At 54.6% G+C, this 20,263-nt stretch carries 17 protein-coding genes; 6 read left to right on the forward strand and 11 right to left on the reverse strand.

Annotation, left to right across the window (positions count from 1 at the left end; genetic code table 11):
• Positions 1-11: 11 nt before the first annotated feature.
• The 8 genes from V9K67_RS09815 to V9K67_RS09850 form a co-directional block, all read right to left on the reverse strand.
• Entirely contained in the window at positions 12-1,835 is a 1,824-nt protein-coding gene (locus V9K67_RS09815) for a cytochrome c oxidase subunit I (RefSeq protein ID WP_336721911.1), read from the reverse strand.
• A gap of 36 nt (positions 1,836-1,871) precedes the next feature.
• Positions 1,872-2,912 carry a cytochrome c oxidase subunit II gene (locus V9K67_RS09820; protein WP_336721912.1) on the reverse strand — a complete coding sequence of 347 codons (1,041 nt, stop codon included), beginning with the start codon at positions 2,910-2,912 and terminating at the stop codon, positions 1,872-1,874.
• A 53-nt stretch (positions 2,913-2,965) separates the two neighbouring features.
• Entirely contained in the window at positions 2,966-4,192 is a 1,227-nt protein-coding gene (locus tag V9K67_RS09825) for a quinol:cytochrome C oxidoreductase (RefSeq protein ID WP_336721913.1), read from the reverse strand.
• A gap of 31 nt (positions 4,193-4,223) precedes the next feature.
• A complete protein-coding gene (locus V9K67_RS09830) occupies positions 4,224-4,838 on the reverse strand; it encodes a c-type cytochrome (protein ID WP_336721915.1) in 615 nt (204 codons plus the stop codon).
• Positions 4,839-4,898: 60 nt separating this feature from the next.
• Positions 4,899-5,492, reverse strand: a complete 594-nt coding sequence (locus V9K67_RS09835; protein WP_336721918.1) for a DUF3341 domain-containing protein — start codon at positions 5,490-5,492, stop codon at positions 4,899-4,901.
• Between the two features lie 39 nt (positions 5,493-5,531).
• The gene (nrfD, locus tag V9K67_RS09840) at positions 5,532-6,980 is read right to left on the reverse strand and encodes an NrfD/PsrC family molybdoenzyme membrane anchor subunit (RefSeq protein WP_336721921.1); all 1,449 of its coding nucleotides are present in this window, start codon (positions 6,978-6,980) and stop codon (positions 5,532-5,534) included.
• A gap of 122 nt (positions 6,981-7,102) precedes the next feature.
• Positions 7,103-10,366 carry a TAT-variant-translocated molybdopterin oxidoreductase gene (locus V9K67_RS09845; protein ID WP_336721923.1) on the reverse strand — a complete coding sequence of 1,088 codons (3,264 nt, stop codon included), beginning with the start codon at positions 10,364-10,366 and terminating at the stop codon, positions 7,103-7,105.
• A 175-nt stretch (positions 10,367-10,541) separates the two neighbouring features.
• Positions 10,542-11,810, reverse strand: a complete 1,269-nt coding sequence (locus V9K67_RS09850) for a c-type cytochrome (RefSeq protein ID WP_336721925.1) — start codon at positions 11,808-11,810, stop codon at positions 10,542-10,544.
• Positions 11,811-12,208: 398 nt separating this feature from the next.
• Here V9K67_RS09850 and purN point away from each other — a divergent pair, with 398 nt between their 5' ends.
• From purN to V9K67_RS09870, 4 genes are all read left to right on the forward strand, one after another.
• Positions 12,209-12,781 carry a phosphoribosylglycinamide formyltransferase gene (purN, locus tag V9K67_RS09855; protein WP_336721927.1) on the forward strand — a complete coding sequence of 191 codons (573 nt, stop codon included), beginning with the start codon at positions 12,209-12,211 and terminating at the stop codon, positions 12,779-12,781.
• A 111-nt stretch (positions 12,782-12,892) separates the two neighbouring features.
• Entirely contained in the window at positions 12,893-14,194 is a 1,302-nt protein-coding gene (locus V9K67_RS09860; protein ID WP_336721929.1) for a serine hydrolase domain-containing protein, read from the forward strand.
• A gap of 192 nt (positions 14,195-14,386) precedes the next feature.
• The gene (locus V9K67_RS09865) at positions 14,387-15,130 is read left to right on the forward strand and encodes a carboxypeptidase-like regulatory domain-containing protein (RefSeq protein ID WP_336721931.1); all 744 of its coding nucleotides are present in this window, start codon (positions 14,387-14,389) and stop codon (positions 15,128-15,130) included.
• Positions 15,131-15,235: 105 nt separating this feature from the next.
• On the forward strand, positions 15,236-15,778 hold the full coding sequence (locus tag V9K67_RS09870) for a DUF8685 domain-containing protein (protein WP_336721933.1): 543 nt from the start codon (positions 15,236-15,238) through the stop codon (positions 15,776-15,778).
• Positions 15,779-16,096: 318 nt separating this feature from the next.
• Here the strand turns inward: V9K67_RS09870 and V9K67_RS09875 are convergent, their stop codons facing one another.
• Complete coding sequence (locus tag V9K67_RS09875; RefSeq protein ID WP_336721934.1) at positions 16,097-16,393, reverse strand: hypothetical protein; 297 nt, start codon at positions 16,391-16,393, stop codon at positions 16,097-16,099.
• Positions 16,394-16,592: 199 nt separating this feature from the next.
• Here V9K67_RS09875 and V9K67_RS09880 point away from each other — a divergent pair, with 199 nt between their 5' ends.
• A complete protein-coding gene (locus V9K67_RS09880; protein ID WP_336721936.1) occupies positions 16,593-17,960 on the forward strand; it encodes an aldehyde dehydrogenase family protein in 1,368 nt (455 codons plus the stop codon).
• A 78-nt stretch (positions 17,961-18,038) separates the two neighbouring features.
• On the opposite strand, the gene V9K67_RS09885 is transcribed toward V9K67_RS09880, so the two are convergent.
• Both V9K67_RS09885 and V9K67_RS09890 read right to left on the reverse strand, forming a co-directional pair.
• Positions 18,039-18,593 carry a hypothetical protein gene (locus V9K67_RS09885; RefSeq protein WP_336721938.1) on the reverse strand — a complete coding sequence of 185 codons (555 nt, stop codon included), beginning with the start codon at positions 18,591-18,593 and terminating at the stop codon, positions 18,039-18,041.
• Between the two features lie 112 nt (positions 18,594-18,705).
• Positions 18,706-19,551 (reverse strand): hypothetical protein, encoded by an 846-nt coding sequence (locus V9K67_RS09890; RefSeq protein ID WP_336721940.1) that lies wholly within the window; start codon positions 19,549-19,551, stop codon positions 18,706-18,708.
• Between the two features lie 148 nt (positions 19,552-19,699).
• Here V9K67_RS09890 and V9K67_RS09895 point away from each other — a divergent pair, with 148 nt between their 5' ends.
• On the forward strand, positions 19,700-20,260 hold the full coding sequence (locus V9K67_RS09895) for a hypothetical protein (protein WP_336721941.1): 561 nt from the start codon (positions 19,700-19,702) through the stop codon (positions 20,258-20,260).
• Positions 20,261-20,263: the final 3 nt, after the last annotated feature.

Consider the following 20,263-nt stretch of genomic DNA (forward strand, 5'->3'; position numbering starts at 1 on the left):
GTTGAAAACGTTTAGTGGGTTGTTTCATTGGGATGAACCGCTTCCGTTTGCGGGATAAAGGTCCGTCCGTCCTTGCTGTAATCGTAGGGCCAGCGGTGTACTTCGGGGATCTCACCTACCCAGTTACCGTGACCGGGGTTGATCGGTGTGGTCCACTCCAGGGTAGTAGCACCCCAGGGGTTCAGGGAACGTACTTTGCGGCCTTTGAAGATCGAGTAGAAGAAGTTGAACACGAACATCAGCTGCACGGCGAACACGATAATGGTCACGATGCTGATGAATTTGTTCAGGTCACCAAACTGGTTGAAAGAAGTCCAGATGCGGTAGTCGAGGTAACGACGGGGCATACCGGCCAGGCCTTCGTAGTGCATGGGCCAGAAGATCAGGTAAGCACCCACCAGGGTCACCCAGAAGTGGATGTAGGCGAGGGTATTGTTCAAATACCGGCCGTACATTTTCGGGAACCAGTGGTACACACCGCAGAACATTCCGAAGAAAGCCGACACACCCATTACGATGTGGAAGTGGGCGATTACGAAATAGGTATCGTGGACGTGGATGTCGATGGTAGAGTTACCCAGGAAGATACCGGTCAGACCGCCGGAGATGAACAGGCTCACAAAGCCGATGGCAAAGAGCATGGCAGGAGTGAACCGGATATTACCTCTCCACAGGGTGGTGAGCCAGTTGAACACCTTGATGGCCGAAGGGATGGCGATCAGCAGCGTCAGCAGCACGAAGAACGACCCGAGGAAGGGGTTCATACCGGATACGAACATGTGGTGCGCCCATACCAGGAACGCCAGGATGGCGATGGCGAACAGCGAACCGATCATGGCCATGTAGCCGAAGATGGGCTTGCGGGCGTTGACGCTCATCACTTCCGATACCAGGCCCATCGCGGGGAGGATAATGATGTATACCTCGGGGTGACCCAGGAACCAGAACAAGTGCTGGTACAGGATGGCGCTACCGCCTTCGTTGGGCAGGATCTGGCCGTTCACATAAATATCGCTCAGGTAGAAAGAAGTACCCAGGTGACGGTCGAACAGCAGCAGGATGAAACCGGCGAACAGTACGGGGAACGACAGGATACCGAGGATGGCGGTAAAGAACAGGGCCCAGATGGTCAGCGGCATGCGGGTCATGGTCATACCCTTGGTACGCATGTTCAGGATGGTCGCTACGTAGTTCAGGCCACCGAGCAGCGAAGACACCACAAACAGGGCCATGGCTACCAGCCACAGGTCCATACCGATCTTGGAACCTTGCGAAGCTTGTGCGAGGGCGCTCAGGGGAGGGTAGGAGGTCCAACCACCGCTGGCAGGGCCGGTTTGCACAAACAGGGACGACAGCAGCACGATGCTACCCGCAAAGAAGAACCAGTACGACAGCATGTTCATCAGCGGAGACGCCATGTCACGGGCACCGATTTGCAGCGGGATCAGCAGGTTCGCGAAGGTTCCGCTCAAACCGCCGGTCAGCACGAAGAACACCAGGATGGTACCGTGCATGGTGACCAGGGCGTAATAGAATTCGGGCTGCAGCTGTCCGCCTTTGGCCCATCTTCCGAAAAATGTTTCCAGGATCGGAAACGGGGTGTCGGGGTACGCCAGCTGCAAGCGGAACAGTACGGAGAACAGGGCGCCGATGATGGCCCAGATCATACCGCTGATCAGGAATTGCTTGGCGATGGTTTTGTGATCCTGGCTGAAAATATATTTTGTAATGAACGTTTCCTTGTGGTGGTGGTGGCCGTTCCCATTCCCATCATGACCTGCCTCATAAGTGTGTAAGGAGGTATCATGCACATGTGTTGAAATCTCTTTGCTCATAAAATATGCTTTTTTAGGCGTTCGCCCTTCAAGTTTTTAGTGTACGGATGCGGTTGGTTGACCTTGAGTGGTGTCAGCGGCAGGAGCTCCCGGGGCAGCCGGGGCCGCGGGGGCAGCTTCAGCCGGGGGGTTGGCCACGGCGTATTGCGGTTGCTTGGAGGCCAGCCATTTGTCGTACTCCGCCTGTGTTTCCACTACGATGGTACCTCTCATGGAGAAGTGACCGGCGCCGCACATCTGGTCGCAGGAGATCTCGTAGTTGAAATCGGGACCGTATTTCTTCCGCATTTCGGCGGTGGTGAACTTGGGGGTAAACCACATGGTGGTGGGGATACCCGGAACGGCGTCCATCTTCATCCGGAAGTGGGCCAGACCAACGTCGTGGATCACGTCCTTGGCGCCGATGATCAGCTTTACGGGCTTGCCCACAACGATATGCATTTCGGAAGTGGTGTAGATATCGTCGCGGTTGGCGGGGTCGGACCAGATCTGACCCAGCGGGTTGCTCTTGGCCTCGTCGATATTCTTGAAGTATTTGCGGCCGAACTCGCCGTCCTTTCCGGGGTAACGGAATTCCCAGGCGAACTGCTTGCCGGTTACCTCTACCTGCAGGGCTTCTTTCGGAGCCTCGCCGGTGATCTGGAACCAGTAGTAGATACCAAAGCCTACCAGGATGGTGAGGACGATGGCAGGAATAACGGTCCAGATCACTTCCAGCTTGTTATCGTGGGGGAAGTAGAACGCTTTACGCTTGTCGTTCTCCTGGTATTTGTAGGAGAACCAGAACAGCAGGATCTGGGTGATGACGAACACAATCCCCGTGATGGCCAGGGTAATGTAGATCATCTGGTCGATTTTCTCGCCGTGGTTGGAGGCGGCTTCGCCCAGGATCTTTCCTTTTAATTTTTCATTACAGAACCATACACCAAACAGGCCGACGAACAAAAAGGCCAGTAACATGAAGGCGTTGATCCGGTTGGTATCTTTCCGGGTTTTTTCTTCACCCTTGAGGATGGCTACGTACTCGCTTGCCTTGGCAATCTGGAACGTAACAAGAAAACCCAATAATAATGACACTATAATCCAAAGACTTGACATACTGTTTCGGTTAATCTGTTAAACGCTTCTTATTAGGTATGGTGGATAATGCTTTCTTTGAGGAAAGGGTGGTTGCGGGCTGTCAGCGGATGCTTCGCCAGGGAACGACCGGTAACAAACATGATCAGTCCTATAAAGCCCAGTCCGATTCCCAGGTCCAGCGCCATGTTCGGAACGTGTTCCTTGGACAGGCCGGGGAATACCATTTGATAGAAATCCAGCCAGTGACCGAAAATGATCAGCACCGCCATCATGGTAGTGGTACCATAATTCCTCTTGGCGCCACGGGTCATCAGGATCAGCAGGGGACCTACGAAGTTGATGATCAGGTTCAAAAAGAAGATGCCTCTGTAAGCGCCATGGATGCGGGGTTTGAAATAGGTGGTTTCCTCCGGGATGTTGGCATACCAGATCAGCATGAACTGGTCGAACCACAGGTAGGTCCAGAAGATGGAGAAGGCGAACATGAACTTGCCCAGGTCATGCAGGTGTTCCTGGTTGGTGAAGGGCAGGTAGCCGTTGTTCTTCAGGAAAACCACGTACAGGGTGATCAGGGCCATGCCGGCCACGAAGGCGCTGGCGAAGGTATACCACGAGAACATGGTGGAATACCAGTGGGCATCGATGCTCATCAGCCAAAACCAGGGGATGGAAGACAATACGGTGAGGGAGAACAGCACGATGTAAATGGCGGCCCATACGGTATTGTTCCAGATGTATTTTTTACCTTCCTCTACGGTCAGGGGTTGGTCGTCGATGCTGCGGCTCAGTTGACGCATCTTGCGGCCCAGCAGCCACCAGCCTACGATAGTGATGATGGTCCAAACGGTATAGAAGGTGCTGTTGAGGAAGCCTTCCTTGTGCAATAAGGCGGCATCATGCTTTACGTGCTCGGTATCGGTCCAGTGGTAGATGGCGTGGTTGCCGCCAAAAACGATGGCCATCAGGATCACGAAGGTGATCACGCCCAGGATAGGTACGCAGGTGGAGATGGCTTCCGTTACCCTGCGGAAGGAGAGTTGCCAGCCGCCCCATGCCAGTGTTGTGGCGCAGATAAAGAACATGGCCATATTTACTACCAGCAGAAAATAAACGCTATTGGTTAACAGGGAACCCCAGAACCTTGCGTTCTCATGGTCGTCACTGCTCGTGCCATGGGTGAGAAATAAAATGATCAGGGAGAGAATTCCCACCAGCATCAATACAATGGAGATGCTATTGTACCGTTTAGGAATTTCAAAAAAATCTTTCGTTGCCATTACGTTCCTTTTATTTTATTCTTTTCTGCAATTAGTTACTTGCGGTGGTTTGAGTTGCGGCACCAGTGGTATCGGCGGCGGGAGCAGCCGGGCCCTGCTTGGAGCGAATGTATTTGATGATCCACCAGCGCTGCTCGGGGTGCACCTGCGATGCATAGCTTCCCATCATGCCTTTACCGTGCATGATCACATGGTACATCTGGCCGTCGGCCAATTTCTTCGTGTAATCATCCAGCAGGTTGCGGGGGCCGGCAGGGTAGGGGCCGTTGCCGTCGTTCCACAGGGGACCGTTACCGTCCAGCTTGCTGCCGTGGCAGATGGCGCAGTTCACCAGGTACAGGCGCTCGGCTTCCACCAGGTTGGCTTTGCTCAGGGTCACGGTATCGTAAGGGTTGCGGTACGCTTTTGACTGGGCATAGGCGGTATCCGAGTTGGGGTAGGGGTAGGCTTCGGCATCGCCGCGGGCCATGGTACCGGCCACCGGGGAAGCGTTGAAGGAAATGCCCCGGGCTTTCAGGGTATCGTATTCTCCGTTAACGTTGTTGTATCCGTAAGTTTCATATGCACGGCTGTAACCCATGTCGGGGGCGTAAACGTCGCCGGGGTCGTTGCCTTTGGCGCCGTCACAGCTCACGATTCCAATCACTGTGGCAAATAAAACTGCTATGATTAAAAGATTTTTCATCAACTTTTCTATTAAATATGCTTAACTGATTGGTTCTACTGCGGGTTTATTGAACACTTTGGTTTCCTTGTCGTACGTGCCGATCCACCATTTGGTTTCGCGGTACTGTACTTCCACTTCTTTGGCGCCGTTGGCGGTCAGGAAGTCGATCACCTCCGCATCGTTGGTGCGGTCGTTGCACTCGATGGCCATGACAAAGGTGTCGTCGGTGGCCCGCAGGTGGAAGTGGTCTTTCTTCACGAAGGGCGCCAGTTGGCACAGGTAACAGAAAGTGAGCACCATACCTACGGCCGAGAACAATACGGTCAGCTCGAAGGTGATGGGGATCCATGCCGGTAAGGAGAAGAACGGCTTACCGCCAAAGTTTAACGGCCAGTCGGTTGTCAGGGCCCAGGTGATAAATGTCAGCGCGGTAGTGGTACCGGTGATACCGTAGATGAAACCCGCTGTGTGCAGACTGGTGTCCCGCAGACCCATGGCGTGGTCGAGGCCATGGATCGGGAAGGGGGTGTACACATCGTGGATCTTGTAACCCGCCTTGCGCACTTTTTTGATAGCAGGGAATAAAACCTGCTCATCATAAAAACAACCAACAACAAATTTTTTAACAGCCATATGAGTAAGTTCTGAAGGTCCTTGTTTCTTGTTTAGTGATTAATGGGCGTGGGCGTGCTTATGGGTGAATTCCTCCACGCTTTCCTGTTCCACTTCGGTCATTTGCTCTTTGTAGTTGCGACCACCTTTCTTCAGGATATGCTTGATCTCGGCGATAGCGATAACCGGGAAGAATTTGGAAAACAGGAAGTAGCAGGTAAAGAACAGGCCGAACGTACCCATGTAGAAGCCGATCTCCCAGATGGTGGGGGTATAATAGGTACTCCAGGAAGAGGGCAGGTAGTCGCGGTAGAGCGAGGTTACAATGATCACGAAACGTTCGAACCACATACCGATGTTTACCAGGATCGACATAAAGAAGGTAACGGTCAGGTTTCTGCGGAACTTGCGGAACCAGAAGATCTGCGGAGAGATCACGTTACAGCCCATCATCAGCCAGTAGCTCCAGCCGTAGGGGCTGCTCAGGTTCACACGGTTTTGCTCGAAGGCGAACCACTCGTAGTTTACGTGCGAGTACCAGGCCATGAACAGCTCGGTCAGGTAGGCCACACCTACGATGGAGCCGGTCAGAACGATTACCTTGTTCATCACCTCGATGTGCTCGATGGTAATATAATCTTTCAGGTTCAGCACTTTCCGGGTTACCAGCAGCAGGGTATTTACCATGGCGAAACCGGAGAAGATCGCACCCGCAACGAAGTAGGGGGGGAAGATGGTGGTGTGCCAGCCGGGGATTACCGAAGTGGCAAAGTCAAACGATACGATGGTGTGTACCGAAAGTACCAGGGGAGTAGACAGACCGGCCAGTACCAGCGACAGGGCTTCGTGGCGCTGCCAGTGTTTGGTGGAACCTGTCCAGCCGAAGGCGGCCAGGCCGTAAAACGCTTTTCTCCATTTTTCCTTGGCACGGTCGCGGAGGGTGGCCATGTCGGGCAGCAGACCGGAGTACCAGAAGAGCAGCGAAACGGTGAAATACGTAGAGATCGCAAATACGTCCCACAGCAGGGGCGAGTTAAAGTTCGGCCACAGCGAACCGCGGGAGTTGGGGTAGGGGAGTACAAAGAACGCCATCCACACACGGCCCATGTGCCAGATCGGGAACTGGCCGGCGCACATTACCGCGAAGATGGTCATCGCTTCCGCAGCGCGGTTTACCCCTGTACGCCATCCCTGGCGGAACAGCAGCAGGATCGCGGAGATCAGCGTACCGGCGTGACCGATACCTACCCACCATACGAAGTTGGTGATGTCCCAACCCCATCCGATGGTCTTGTTCAGGTTCCACTGGCCGGTACCGTAAATTACCTCTACGGTTACGGAAATGATACCAAAAATCAAAAGAGCTACTGAAATGATAAACCCGATCCACCAGGCCTTCGTGGGTTCTGCCTCCACCGGGCGACAGATGTCTTCGGTTACCTGGTGATAATCCTTTTGGCCTTCTACCAATGGTGGTCTTACCTGCGATTCGTATTTAAGTAATGCCATAATATTAAACTTTAAGCCTCCGGTTCCCCGTCCGCTTTACAATTTTTTACCGTTTGTAGGGTGGAAGAAGGGGCGGGCCCTTCTTCCACTACTGTATCTTATTTTCTTTTCCCTTCTATTTATTAGTGGTGTGCCGGTTGCTCGTGTCCTTCGGTCTTGTGCTCTGCAGGAGCGGCCTGACCTTCTTCGTGGCTTTGAGCGGCATGGCCGGCGCCTTCTTCGTGGTGCTCTTTCACCTCTTCCAGTTCGGCGGTGTTCCGCACTTTCGCCAGGTAGCTTACGTTGGGCAGGGTGTGGATCTGCTCGATCACGTAGAACAGGCGGTTGGGGTTGTTTTTGCGGATCTGCGCTACGGTGCTGGTTTCGTCGTTGGCATTGCCGAAGACAATGGCGCCGGACGAACAGGCCTGGGCGCAGGCGCTCTGGATCTCGTCGCCTTTCAGGTCGCGGTTTTCCAGTTTGGCTTTCAGTTTGCCTTCCTGGGTACGCTGGATACAGAAAGAACATTTTTCCATTACACCACGGCTCCGTACCACTACGTCGGGGTTCAGCACCATGCGGGTCAGGTCGTCGTTCATCTGGTGAACGGCCGGATCCAGCACACCTACGGTCTTCTGATCCTGGTTGTCTTTGAAGGAGTCAGCTCCGGTATAGTCGGCCCAGTTGAAGCGGCGTACTTTATACGGGCAGTTGTTGGCGCAGTAACGGGTACCGATGCAACGGTTGTAGGCCATCTGGTTCACACCCTCGGCGTTGTGCATGGTAGCGGCTACCGGGCAAACGTTTTCGCAGGGTGCGTTGTCGCAGTGCTGGCACATCATCGGCTGGAACACAACGGCTTTCAGGTCGTCGGCGTTCTTTTCGTCGCTTACGAAGTAGCGGTCGATACGCAGCCAGTGCATATCGTGGTAACGCAGCACTTCGCTCTTACCTACCACCGGAACGTTGTTCTCGGCATGACAGGCTACCACGCAGGCGCCGCAACCGTAACAGGCGTTCATATCGATGGACATACCCCATTTCGGTCCAGGCTGTACGTGGTCGCCGTACAGGGTGGCTTCCTTGCGGTAGTCGCCCGTTTTGGGGGCGTAGTCTTTTACCAGCTCTTCGCGCTGGTCTTTGTAGCGGGTGGGGTATTTCAGGAAGGTGGCCAGGGTGGTTTCTTTTACCACTTCCACGCGTCCTTCGTAGGAGTTGTGGATCTGCACCTGGGCTATTTTATCGGTACCTACGGCTTCGGCGCTCGTAGTGACATCCGAATAGTTATCAATAGTGGTGCCATTGAAGCGGGCGAACTGGAAAACGTTCTCACCGACGCCGGCGGCAGCCTTGCTGAACGCTTCCTTGCGGCCGAAACCTACCGCTACGGCGATGGTGTTGGCGTTCATACCCGGGATCACCAGGATCGGAAGCTTTACTTTCTTATTGTTCACGGTCAGCTCGATCACGGGCTTGTCCATGTAGTATTCGTAGTCGGTATCTACGTCGATCTTCAGTTCCTTGGCTTTGGCCATGGAGATCAGGGCGTAGTTGCCCCAGGTGGCGCGGGTGATGGGATCGGGCAGTTCCAGCAGCCAGGGGTTGCCGGTTTGCTTGCCGGAGCCGATGGCCACGCTCTGGTACAGGACCACCTCGTCTTTCGCTGCGGATTTGCGACCGCCGATGGCAGCAGCAGCACCTGCTACGGAACCGCCGTTGAAGCCGCCGGTGCCGGTTACCACAGGGGCAGCAGCTACGGGAGCGCCGGTGGTATCGGTAGTGGCTGCAACAGCTGTTTGGGCAGCGGCAGCGCCTTCGAGCACGCCATCCTGCAGGGCTTTGTCAAAAGCCTGCTGGCCACCCAGCTTGCCGGTCCAGTAGGTGCGGAAGAAGGTTTCGTAATCGGTATTGTTGCCCGACCATTTCAGCAGCGATGTCTGGAAGGGGCGGGTTTTGAATAAGGGGTTGATGGTGGGCTGGATGAAGCTGATGTAACCCACTTTGGGTTCGGCATCTCCCCAGCTTTCCAGGTAGTGGTGGGTAGGCACCGAGAAGGAGCACAGCTCGGTGGTTTCGTCCAGCTTCTCGCTGAAGGAGATGCTCACGGGCACTTTCTTCAGACCGGCGATGAACTTATCGGCCTCGAAATAATCGTAGGCGGGGTTGGCTTCGTACACCAGCAGCGCACCTACCTGGCCGGCGTTCATGGCATTCACCAGGTCTACCATGTCCTTGTCGATACCTTGCTTGGTATTCAGCGACTGGCCCCAGGTGATGGTGTTGCCATAAGCACCTACGGCACTGTTGATGGCGTTTACTACGATCTGAACGTTGGGATCGTTGGAGCCGGATACCACCAGCGAACGGCCGCTGTTGGCTTTCAGGTCGGCGGCAACCCTGGCGATGCCTTCACGCAGCTTGGCGTCGGCGATGGCCGGAGCGGTAACCGATCCGCCCAGGGCGGCCAGCAGGGCGAGGGCCACGGCACCGGTCTCGGAAGGACGGTGGGTAAAGCGCTCGTCGGCGTTGGCGCCGGTCATGCTCAGGAAACCTTCAAACTGGTAGTGCTTGCTCATCTGAGGGTTGGCCTCGTTGATCTTGCGGCCTACCGAGTATTTGCGGGAGTTTTCCACCTCGTTCAGCCAGGGACCGAGGAAGTCGGCGCCCAGGCTCACGATCACCTTGGCACGGTCGAACTCGTAAGAGGGGATGGCGCGACGGCCGAAGGAAGCCTCGTTGGCCAGCAGCATACCGCTGCGGGAAACCGCGTCATATTGGATGTGGCGGCTGCCGGGGTATTTCGCCAGGAACTGGGCAATAACTTGTTTGGTGGTAGGGGAGGTGATGGTGCTGGTGAGCAGGACCACGGGCTTGCCGGCCAGGGCGCTGGTGACCAGGGTATCCAGTTGGGAGTAGGTGGGCACCTCTTCGAACTGGCCGCTGTTGTTCTTACGCTTGGGGTTGGTCAGGCGGTGGGTATCGTACAGGTCGAGTACCGAAGCCTGGGCGCGGGGGGAAGTACCGCCTTTGGTATACGAACACAGGCTGTTGCCTTCGATCTTGATGGGGCGGCCGTCGCGTACTTTGGCGATGATCGGCAGCACGTCACCATCCTGAACATAAGTGGTGGCATAGTACTTGGCGACGCCGGGGGTTACGTTTTCCGGACGGTTCACATACGGGATGGCCTTACGTACGGAGCTTTTACAGGAGGCCGCCAGTGTGGCCGCAGCGGTGCTGAAGCCCAGGTATTTCAGAAAATCGCGGCGGGGCGACTTGGCGTCCATCAGACCCTTGTCGTCAATATCCGCGAAAGGAAGGTCTTCTTTAAACTCGTCCTTGTTTTGCTTTTGAAATTGTTCGTTATTGTTAAGCTCAGCGAAACTTTGCCAATACTTTTTTTCCATATACTCCCTACCCCAAAAGGGGAGTTTTGTTTTAAATTTTTATTTCAAATAGAATTTTAGATAGTCCAATGTGCCTTTTCCGTTCCTCTGCTTTCCTCACTTCCGAGTGCACATTTTCTTCATCCTTTGCTCTTATTATCGTTCATCTGCACGTTACCTTAAGAGAAGGCGTGGTTTAGTAGTGACACTTCTGACACTCCAGGCCACCGATGTCTTTCACCGTTACGCTATCCATTTTGCCGTTCCGGATGTCGTTGTGGAACTTCTCGTAGATGCTGTAGAATTTGTTACCGGTGCTGTCATTATTATTATAGAAGTCCACCTTGGTGGTGCGGTGACAGTTGATACACCAGCCCATGCTCAGTTCGGCGTATTGTTTTACGGTGGTCATATCCTGGATCGGGCCGTGGCAGGTCTGGCACTGCACTTTACCGGCTTTCACGTGCTGGGCGTGGTTAAAGTAAACGTGGTCGGGCAGGTTGTGGATCTTCACCCATTCTACCGGCTTTGCTTTGGAAGGATCCCAGGGCTGGCCAGGAGTGAAACCGGCATAGTCATACAGCTTCTGGATTTCGGCAGTACCGTTCACCTCGTTTCCGTCTTCGTCGTAGATCTTCGGACCTTTCTCATAAGTGGAGATGGCCTTGTGACAGTTCATACACACGTTCAGCGAAGGGATGGCAGCGTGCTTGCTTTCCCAGGCGTTGCCGTGGCAGTACAGACAGCTGATCTGGTTGATGCCGGCGTGTACTTTGTGCGAGTACATGATCGGCTGCTTCGGTGCATAGTCTTGCTGGCGACCCAGGTTCACGGCACCTTTACCTACAAAGAAGCCGCCTACAACAAACAGTACCACGGCCAGCAGGGCGATGTATACTTTATTGCGGTAGAAAGGAACCGGCTCGGGGCGCAGGACACCTTCTTTGTCGTCGGACAGTTTTTTCAGGTTGCTGTTTACCTGCATCAGGATCAGGGTGATCAGCGCCAGTACCAGGGAGATCACACCGAAGGTGATGGCAGCGCTGCCGTCGGTTTCGCTTGCAGCTTCAGCACCTGCAGCAGCGGCACCCGGAGTAGCGGCTCCCGGCTTGGGAGCAGTGTTGATGTACTCCACCACGGCGTCGATATCCTTTTCGGACAGCTGGGGGAAACCGGGCATGATCTGACCATACTCGGCCTGCAGCGCCTTGGTATAAGGAGTGGTGGGGATGAAAGATCCCGGGTTGTGCACCCACTTGTACAGATTCTTCCTGTCGCCCCACGGACCTCTTTCCTCAACTCCCCTCAGGGCAGGACCGGTCAGCTTCTTATCAATAGCGTGGCAGGATTGGCAATTTGCTTGGAAAATCTGCTTTCCATTCTGTGCGAAAGCAGCGGTAAAAGAAAGAAAGAATAAAATTCCTGTCAGTGAAATCGTTCTCGCAATAGGCTTTAAAAAATTCATAGATGCTTCGATCTAAATGTGGATAAATTCCTAATTAGGTTGCAAAAATATGACAGGAATTTTACAAAATGCCACCGGTTTTAAATTTTTTTTAACCCGCTCCCAGCCTGCGTTTCAGCCGATTTTGGGGCATTTTTTTCCCATGCGTCTGCGTATGGTCGGGCTGAAATTGTCATGTGCAAATGTGAGGTTCCTCAACCGCGCAAATGATTTTGGATTTTAGCAGAAGTGACTATAATTATCTATATATAGAGGAGAAAAAGACCCTGGTCATCTTTTTTATTTTCCATCATGCTCTGTCAGGTATCTGATTATTTTTCATACAAAATCTATTTGCGCCCCTCCCCTATTCGCCAAATATCTGTCCTTCGTATTTTAAAATTTGGGTAATTCGCGTTATGAAAAAGATTGCCGTATTTGCCTCCGGAGCCGGAAGCAATGCACAAAAGATCATGGAGCATTTTGCAGCGAAGGATAAAGGCGCCGAAGTGGCCCTCGTTGTCTGCAATAAACCCACCGCCGGTGTTCTCGCCATCGCTGAGCGGGAAAACATACCCACCCTGCTGATCGAAAAGGAAAAGTTCTTTCGCCAGGACGGCTATGTGCCCGAACTGCAACAGGCTGGTATCGACTTTATCGTTCTGGCCGGTTTCCTGTGGAAGGTGCCCCAGGCACTTATTGATGCCTACCCCCGGCGGATCGTGAACATCCACCCGGCCCTGCTGCCCGGCTATGGCGGCAAAGGCATGTACGGCAGCTTTGTGCACGAAGCCGTGATCAACGCCAAAGATGCCGAAAGCGGCATTACCATTCACTACGTGGACGAGCATTATGATAACGGCGACATCATCTTCCAGGCCCGCTGCCCGGTAGAACCCGCCGATGACCCTGCCACGCTGGCCCAAAAGATCCACGTGCTGGAACACCGCCATTACCCGGAAGTGATCGAGCAGGTGGTCCGCGAACTGTAACCGCCTATATATATTATTATATAGGCACCGCTGGTAAAGGCGACCGGCACCCGCGGAGCCACCGCCTTTACCTGCTTCCCCTACCTCTAACTTCATTCAACAGACGCCCATATGATCAAAAACACCTTTATCGCTCTTTCTTCCTTACTGCTTGCAGTCGCCTGTGGGGCCCAAACGCCGCAGGAAGGCACCCTGCAGCTGGCAGCTCCCTCCTCACTGTACCTGCCGGCCAAACGGCTGGAGCGTATTGACTCGCTCTTCCAGGTATACATCAACAACCAGTGGATGGCCGGCGCCACGGCCCTGGTGGCGAAGGACGGAAAGATACTCTATTATAAAGGCGCCGGCTACAAGGACGTGGCCCGCAAGGAAGCCATGCCCAAAGACGCCATTTTCCGTATCGCTTCCCAAACCAAGGCCATCACCAGCGTGGGCATCATGATGCTGGTGGAAGAAGGCAAGCTGTCGCTGAACGACGCGGTCTCGAAATTCATTCCCGAATTTAAAAAGCCCCGGGTGCTGAAGGACTATAATGCGGCCGATACCACCTACACTACCGTGCCGGCCAAGCGGGAGATTACCCTTCACGACCTGCTGACACATACCTCGGGTATCGGCTATGCCCAGATCGGCTCGCCCACCGCCAAGGCCATCTATTATAAGGCCGGCGTGGTGGGCGGCATCGGCGTAGACCGGCTGCGGCTGGCCGACAAGATGAAGATCCTGGGTACGCTGCCCCTGTTTCACCAGCCGGGCGAGCAGTTTACCTATGGCCTCAATACCGATGTACTGGGTTATGTCATCGAGGTGGCCAGCGGACTGAGCCTCGACCAGTTTTTCCAGAAACGCATCTTCCAGCCCCTGGGCATGCGGGACACCTATTTTTACCTGCCGCCGGCCAAGCGGTCGCGGCTGGTGACCCTGTACACCGAAAACGCCGAGAAGAAGATCGTTCCGGCGCCCGACACCGTCTACATGACGGGCAACTTCTATCCCGACTATCCCCGTAAGGACGGCACCTACTTCAGCGGCGGCGGTGGCCTGTCGTCCACCGCTTACGACTATGCCCTGTTCATGCAGATGCTGCTCAACGGCGGTACCTACAACGGCAAGCGCCTGCTGAAAAAGGAAACCGTGGACCAGATGACCACCAACCAGATCGGCTCCCTGAGCGTGGGCCAGGGCGACAAGTTCGGCCTGGGCTTCCAGGTGATCCCGGAAAGCAACAGCGGCAAAAGCCCCCTGTCGGTAGGCACCTTTTCCTGGGGCGGCATGTTCTCCTCCACCTACTGGATCGATCCCAAGGAAAAGATCGTGGGCCAACTCTTCATCAACCAATACCCCAACAGCCATACGGACATCCAGGGGAAGTTCAAGGCGCTGGTGTACGAAGCCCTGAAAGGAGGGAATTAGTTCATTGGTTAATTGGAATTGGGGTATTAGGATGGAGTTCCCGACCATTAAGGTAATCTTCGGCCAGGCGATATGTACCCTCGTACAAACGGCGCCACAAGTGCACGACCTAATTCCCAATGAACCAATTAACCAATACCCACTTTACCATAGCATTTGCAATTTGTTTCGTTAATTGCCTCAAAGAAGCTTTTGAAATCTTTTCCTTCCTATTTACGGTTCCTGTTGTTGCTGGCATTGCTCTATGCGGGGCGGCAGGGGCATGCCCAGTACCGCATCCAGGGCCACGTGTACGATAGCTCGCGCCTGTATCCCCTGCAGTCGGTCAGCGTTATCGGCACCAACGGGGCGGGCACCGTCACCGACTCCAACGGGCATTATACCATTTATGTAGGAGAAAAGGATTCGATCCAGTTTTCGTACCTGGGAAAGCCAACGGTAAAGTTCCCGATACTGAAGATCGCGGATGTCAACCAGTTTGACATTGCCCTGCAGGTCAATATACAGCTGCTGAAAGAGGTGAAAGTGCGTCCGCGGGATTACCGCCAGGACTCGATCCAGAACCGGAAAGACTATGCGAAAGTCTTCGACTTCCGGAAGCCCAATGCCGAGAGCATTACTTCCATAGGACCCGCCGGCGCCGGCATCGACATCGGCGAAGTGATCCGGTCCTTCCAGTTCCGCAAGAACCGCAATATGATGCACTTCCAGGAGCGCCTGCTGCAGCAGGAACGCGACAAGTCGGTGGACCACCGCTTCAGCAAAGCGCTGGTGCGCCGCCTGACCGGCCTTACAGGCGAAGAGCTGGACCGGTTCATGCTACAGCACCGCCCCACCTACGAGTTTACCCAGTACTCCAACGACTACGACTTCCAGCTGTTCATCAAGCAATCCTTCGAAATCTACAAGCGCCAGCAGAAGCTGGCGGGCCAATAAGGGAAAAGGGTATTGGTTCATTGGTTCCCTGGGAATTAGGGGCGTAACTCCGAAGCAGTTAACGCGTAAACCCGTAAACTTGTAAACTCGTAAACCCAAAGAAGCATGGACCAACTAACATTAGGCATCGGCACCCGCCTGCAACATACCCAATACGGCCCGGGTGTTATCGTGGGCATTCGCTATGCCACCTACCTGATCTCCTTTATTTACCACGGCGTAAAGGAAGTGGACAAGAACGACACGCACCTGGAAGAGATCATTCCCGAGAACGTGACCGAAGAAGTGGAAACCCATTCCGAGGTGGAGAAGTCGCTGCTGAAGATCCTGCGCCTGTGGGGCGGCCTTACCGAGCCGGTACCCCTGGGCGACCGCTGGCAGAAGGGCACCCTCATCCTGCAGCCCGCCGACAAAAGCCTCAAACCCAAGGATATTCCCATCGAGGCCTTCTTTCATAAAATTGTGATGCTGCGCGACCGCCTGCGGGTGCTGGAGCAGCAGATCAACGCCCACAAGGTGCTTACGGACGAGGACAAGGTAAACCTGCAGCAATACATTACCCGTATTTACGGCTCGCTCACCACCTTCAACGTGCTGTTCCGGAATAAGGAACAATGGTTCATCGGCGACAAGTCCTCTTCGGATTAATTATACTTACGGTTCTACTACAGCAGGACCTCCTGTGCCGTTAGGCACAGCTGGTGGGTAGAAAAACAACAAATGGGAGCCTCCGTTCCGTTAGGAACGGTTGGTAGGCTGCAAATACCAGCCGTTCCTAGCGGAACGGAAATTCGCCAATTGAACCCTGCTACCTACCAGACGTCCCTAGCGGGACGTAAGTCTTTGACCCAAAAAGAAAGCCCAACGAGCATTGCACTGCCGTTGGGCTTTTGTGGTGTTTATAGGTCAACAACGGTATGGATCTCAAAAAGGAATCGGAGCGGAACGATGTTCCACAGAAATATGTTAGAGGATCTGCTTCAATATTTCGCGGTGCGAGGACTCGACGTGCTGCTTGAATTTCTCGTACCAGTCCTTCCATTCCGACTGGCCCATGCCGCCGGTTAAGGAACTTTCGTATTCAGCAAGAGAAGCATACCCTTCCTCCAGGATCAACCGGTAGGCATCGCCGGTAAAATCGGTGAGCACACGAAGGTGCTGCGCCGTAGGCAGCAGGTTTTTGTTCTTTGCCTCTTCAAGCAGGGCTTTGGCGTCCCGGAAATGACCGAATCGCAATTGGAAAATATCGCGGATAATGTACATAAACTCGGGTTTTGATACGTTCTTTCATAAACCCGGTACGGGGGAGGTAGTTACAGCAGAGTACTGTTGGTGAAGTTAATAAAAAATTATTAAGATCCAAATAGGATTTCCAGGGAAAAATTGTAGGAAATGCGTGTTGGCCAAGAGCCTGGAGCGCCTTCGCATGAAGTTACGCCGCCCAATTCGTAAATTAGGAACTATGCACGTGATCAACCCCGCCACCGAAGAAGTGCTGGCCGACCTGGCCGAAGACAGCCCGGAAAGCGTCGCCCAAAAATTCCGTCTCCTGAAGGAGGCGCAACCGGCCTGGGCCGCACTGCCCCTGCCCGAACGGGTGGACCGGTTACACTTCTTTTCCGGCCTGCTGGCAAAACAGGCCGAACCGCTCGCCGCCCTCCTGACCTCCGAAGTGGGCAAGCCCCTGCAACAGGCCCGCAACGAGATCGCCGGCGCCCGTACCCGGATCCAATGGCTTACCGGCAACGCCGAAAAATACCTGTCGGATGAATGGATGACCGATGCCCAGGGACTGCAGGAGCGGATCCGTTACGAGCCGCTGGGCGTCATCTGCAATATCTCGGCCTGGAACTACCCCTACCTGGTGGGCGTCAACGTGTTTGTACCGGCCCTGCTGGCAGGCAATGCGGTGCTGTACAAGCCCTCGGAATTCGCCACCCTCACCGGCCTGGAAATACAAAAGCTGCTGCAGGCCGCCGGCATCCCCGGCCCCCTGTTCCAGGTGGCGGTGGGCGGACCCAACGTAGGCGAACTGCTGCTGGACCTGCCTTTCGACGGGTACTTCTTCACCGGCTCCTACAAAACCGGCCACTACATTTACCAGAAGTGCGCTTCGAAAATGGTTCCCTGCCAGTGCGAGCTGGGCGGCAAGGACCCCCTTTACGTGGCCGAGGATGTGGCCGATATCCGCCAGGTGGCGGCCGCCACGGCCGACGGCGCCTTTTATAACAACGGCCAGAGCTGCTGCGCCGTAGAGCGTATTTACGTGCACGAAAAGGTGTACGACCAGTACGTAGAAGCTTTTAAAAACGAGGTCGCCTCCTGGAAAGTGGGTTCGCCCACCGAAGAGGGCGTTTATATCGGCCCGCTTACCCGCAAAGAGGGGCTTGCCCTGCTGGAACGGCAGGTGCAGGATGCCATTCAAAAAGGGGCGACCGTGCTCACCGGCGGCCACCGCGCCGGCGGCAAAGGCTATTTCTTTGCCCCCACAGTGTTGATAAATGTGCACCACGGCATGGAGGTGATGCAGGAGGAATCGTTCGGACCGGTGATCGGCATCATGAAGGTAAAAAGCGACGAGGAAGCAATTGAGCGGATGCAGGACACCGCTTACGGGCTGACGGCCTCCGTCTACAGCAGCAGCGGCCACCGGGCGGAAAGCATCCTGCAGCAACTCGATACCGGCACCGGCTACTGGAACTGCTGCGACCGTGTCAGCCCGGCCCTTCCCTGGAGCGGCCGCCGGCATTCCGGCTTCGGCAGCACCCTTTCCCACGCCGGCCTGCGGGCATTCTCCCGCCCAAAGGCGTATCATTTAAAGAGTTTTTAGGGGGAGGGGCGGGAGTAGTTCCTGAGTTCCTGAGTTCCAGAGTTCCTGAGTTCGGGTTCCCGGGTTTAGGGTTTTTGTTTAGAAACAGATGCCTAGTTTCAGGGAGGCTTCGGGATTGAGCAGGGGAGGAGTGAAGACCTTTCCATCGACCGCTACTTTTTTCGCACCGCCCACCCGCAGGTGCATGCCGGCCCAGGGACTAAGGTACACCGGACCAAAAAGCCGTTGGTGGTAGCCCAGGCTTCCGTTAATCAATAGGTTCTCGTAATAGGCGGTGCTGCTTTTGGCGCCGGCCTGAATGCTGCTTTTCCAGTATACCAAGCCGCTGCCGGCCCACCAGCCCTTCCAGTTTTGATGCAGGAAATAATCGCCTACAAGGGCATAGGCCGTTACGCGGTTATTGGTAAATCCTTTCTTTACAATGAGGTCGGGTTTGTGAACACGGGCCGTTAAGGCGCGTACCCGAAGGTGTCCTTTCCCAGCCCACAGGCCGGCAAAATACCCGCCGGTGGCATAAGGCAGTAGATCCTGTTCCACCCCCAGGGTCAGCTTACGACCCGTGGGCGCCTGTGCCCGTGCCGTAAAGGAAAAAAGAAATAAAAGTAGAAAAGAAGAAGCAGCGAGCCGGAGCATACGTAAAAGTTTAGGACAAATCTGTCCCAAACCAGTCGCTGCAGGCATGACGGCAATCATGAAGGCGAATGATTGTGTGCGGAACGAACCCGTAGACTTGGAAACCCGTAAACTACTCCCAGTTGAATCCGGGCATGATAAAGTAAAAAATAGACCACCAGCCCTGGTCGTTGGAAAGGTAGAGTTTGAAGGGCCCTTCCCATTCCACCTCTTCGCCACTCTCCATCTGGGCGCTGTAGTGCACTGTGCCCTCTACGTGGCCGAGGCCGGTTTTGGCTTCTTCGTTCCATTGAAAGGCGATTTCATCCACCTGGTAGGCCGGCTCGGAAAATACCGGGAAGGCGTCAAAGAAGGCTTTCAGCTTGGCCAGCACCTGCTCGCGGCCCAGCTGGCGGGCATCGGGCAACACAAAATTCTGTCCCAGCTCCCAGCTGTACTCGTTCATGCGGCGCTCAAACCAGTCGTTGAAGAACTCCCGGGTTCGCTCTTCCATGTCCATTTTATGATTGGGATGAAACTCTTCGTAGGTAAAATGGATGATCATCCCCGGCAGGTTAAAATCATCGGTCTCGTGTTCAAACAGCTCTTCGGTGATGAAGCGGTAGATGATCACGTCGTCGTACTGGCCCAGGATGTCCAGCTCCATATTCCGGGCTTCCAGCAGGCCGTACAGGCGGTTCAGCTCGGGGCTGATTTCCTGGGGTTTCAGTTCTTCCAGGCGGCGGAAAGACGGCTGGCCCAGGATGTCGTACACCTTCCGGGTCTGTACGGTCCGGGAGGCTTCTTCAAAGGCAACCACCTGCTGCAGGAACTGGTGTTCCAGCTCGGGAGGCAGTTCTTCGGAGCTTTCGAAGTGGGCCCCCATTTCGGCCTGCAGCTTCAACTTCAGGATCTCATTCTCGAGTCGCAGGTCGTCGGGGTCCTCCGGCAGCTCATCCTTTTTCTTATCCTCAGCCATATAAATTCATTTGTATGTAAAGTAGGAAATAATGGAAGGAATTGAAAGGAAGGCTGTAAGAAAAATGTTGCCGGGCTGAACGGTAAAATGGGGTGCTAACAATTCCTTAAAGTGGAAAAACCGGGAAGGCTTCTGTTTACATTTGGCCATGCTGCGCCCTTTATTTTTCTTCCTGCTGCTGGGGTTTTACCTGCCCGGCTTTACCCAGGGATCCGACTTCCTGAGCGTACGCCGCAGAAACGGCCGCGTGCTGAAGACCTTCATCGCCGGCACGCCCATCGCATTTGAAACCAAAGGCGGCAGCTATATACAGGGCCCGATCAAGGACATCCGCAACGACAGCCTGTTTATTTTCCATTATACTACCGCCCATTATCCCACCCGCCTGGGGACTATGGTCACGGATACGGTTTCCCGCCAGGTGCTGGGCTATCATTATAAGGAGATTTCCTCGGTAACCCTTACCCGCAAACACCGCTTTATCCGCGACGGGCTGGACCGGATGCTGATGCTGGGCGGAGCCAGCTACCTGGGATTAAACCTGGTCAACGGTGCCTACCTGGACGAACCCATCACCAGCGATCAAAACCTGCAACGGTTGGGCATCGGCCTCGGCGTCTTCGGTCTCGGGTTTGGGTTGAATAAACTTTTTAAGGCCGAAAGGGAAAACTTTAAAAACCAGAAAATAGTGTATGTGCGGGTAAGGTAGGAG

The organism is Huijunlia imazamoxiresistens (assembly GCF_037132455.1).
GTDB lineage: Bacteria > Bacteroidota > Bacteroidia > Chitinophagales > Chitinophagaceae > Flavisolibacter > Flavisolibacter imazamoxiresistens.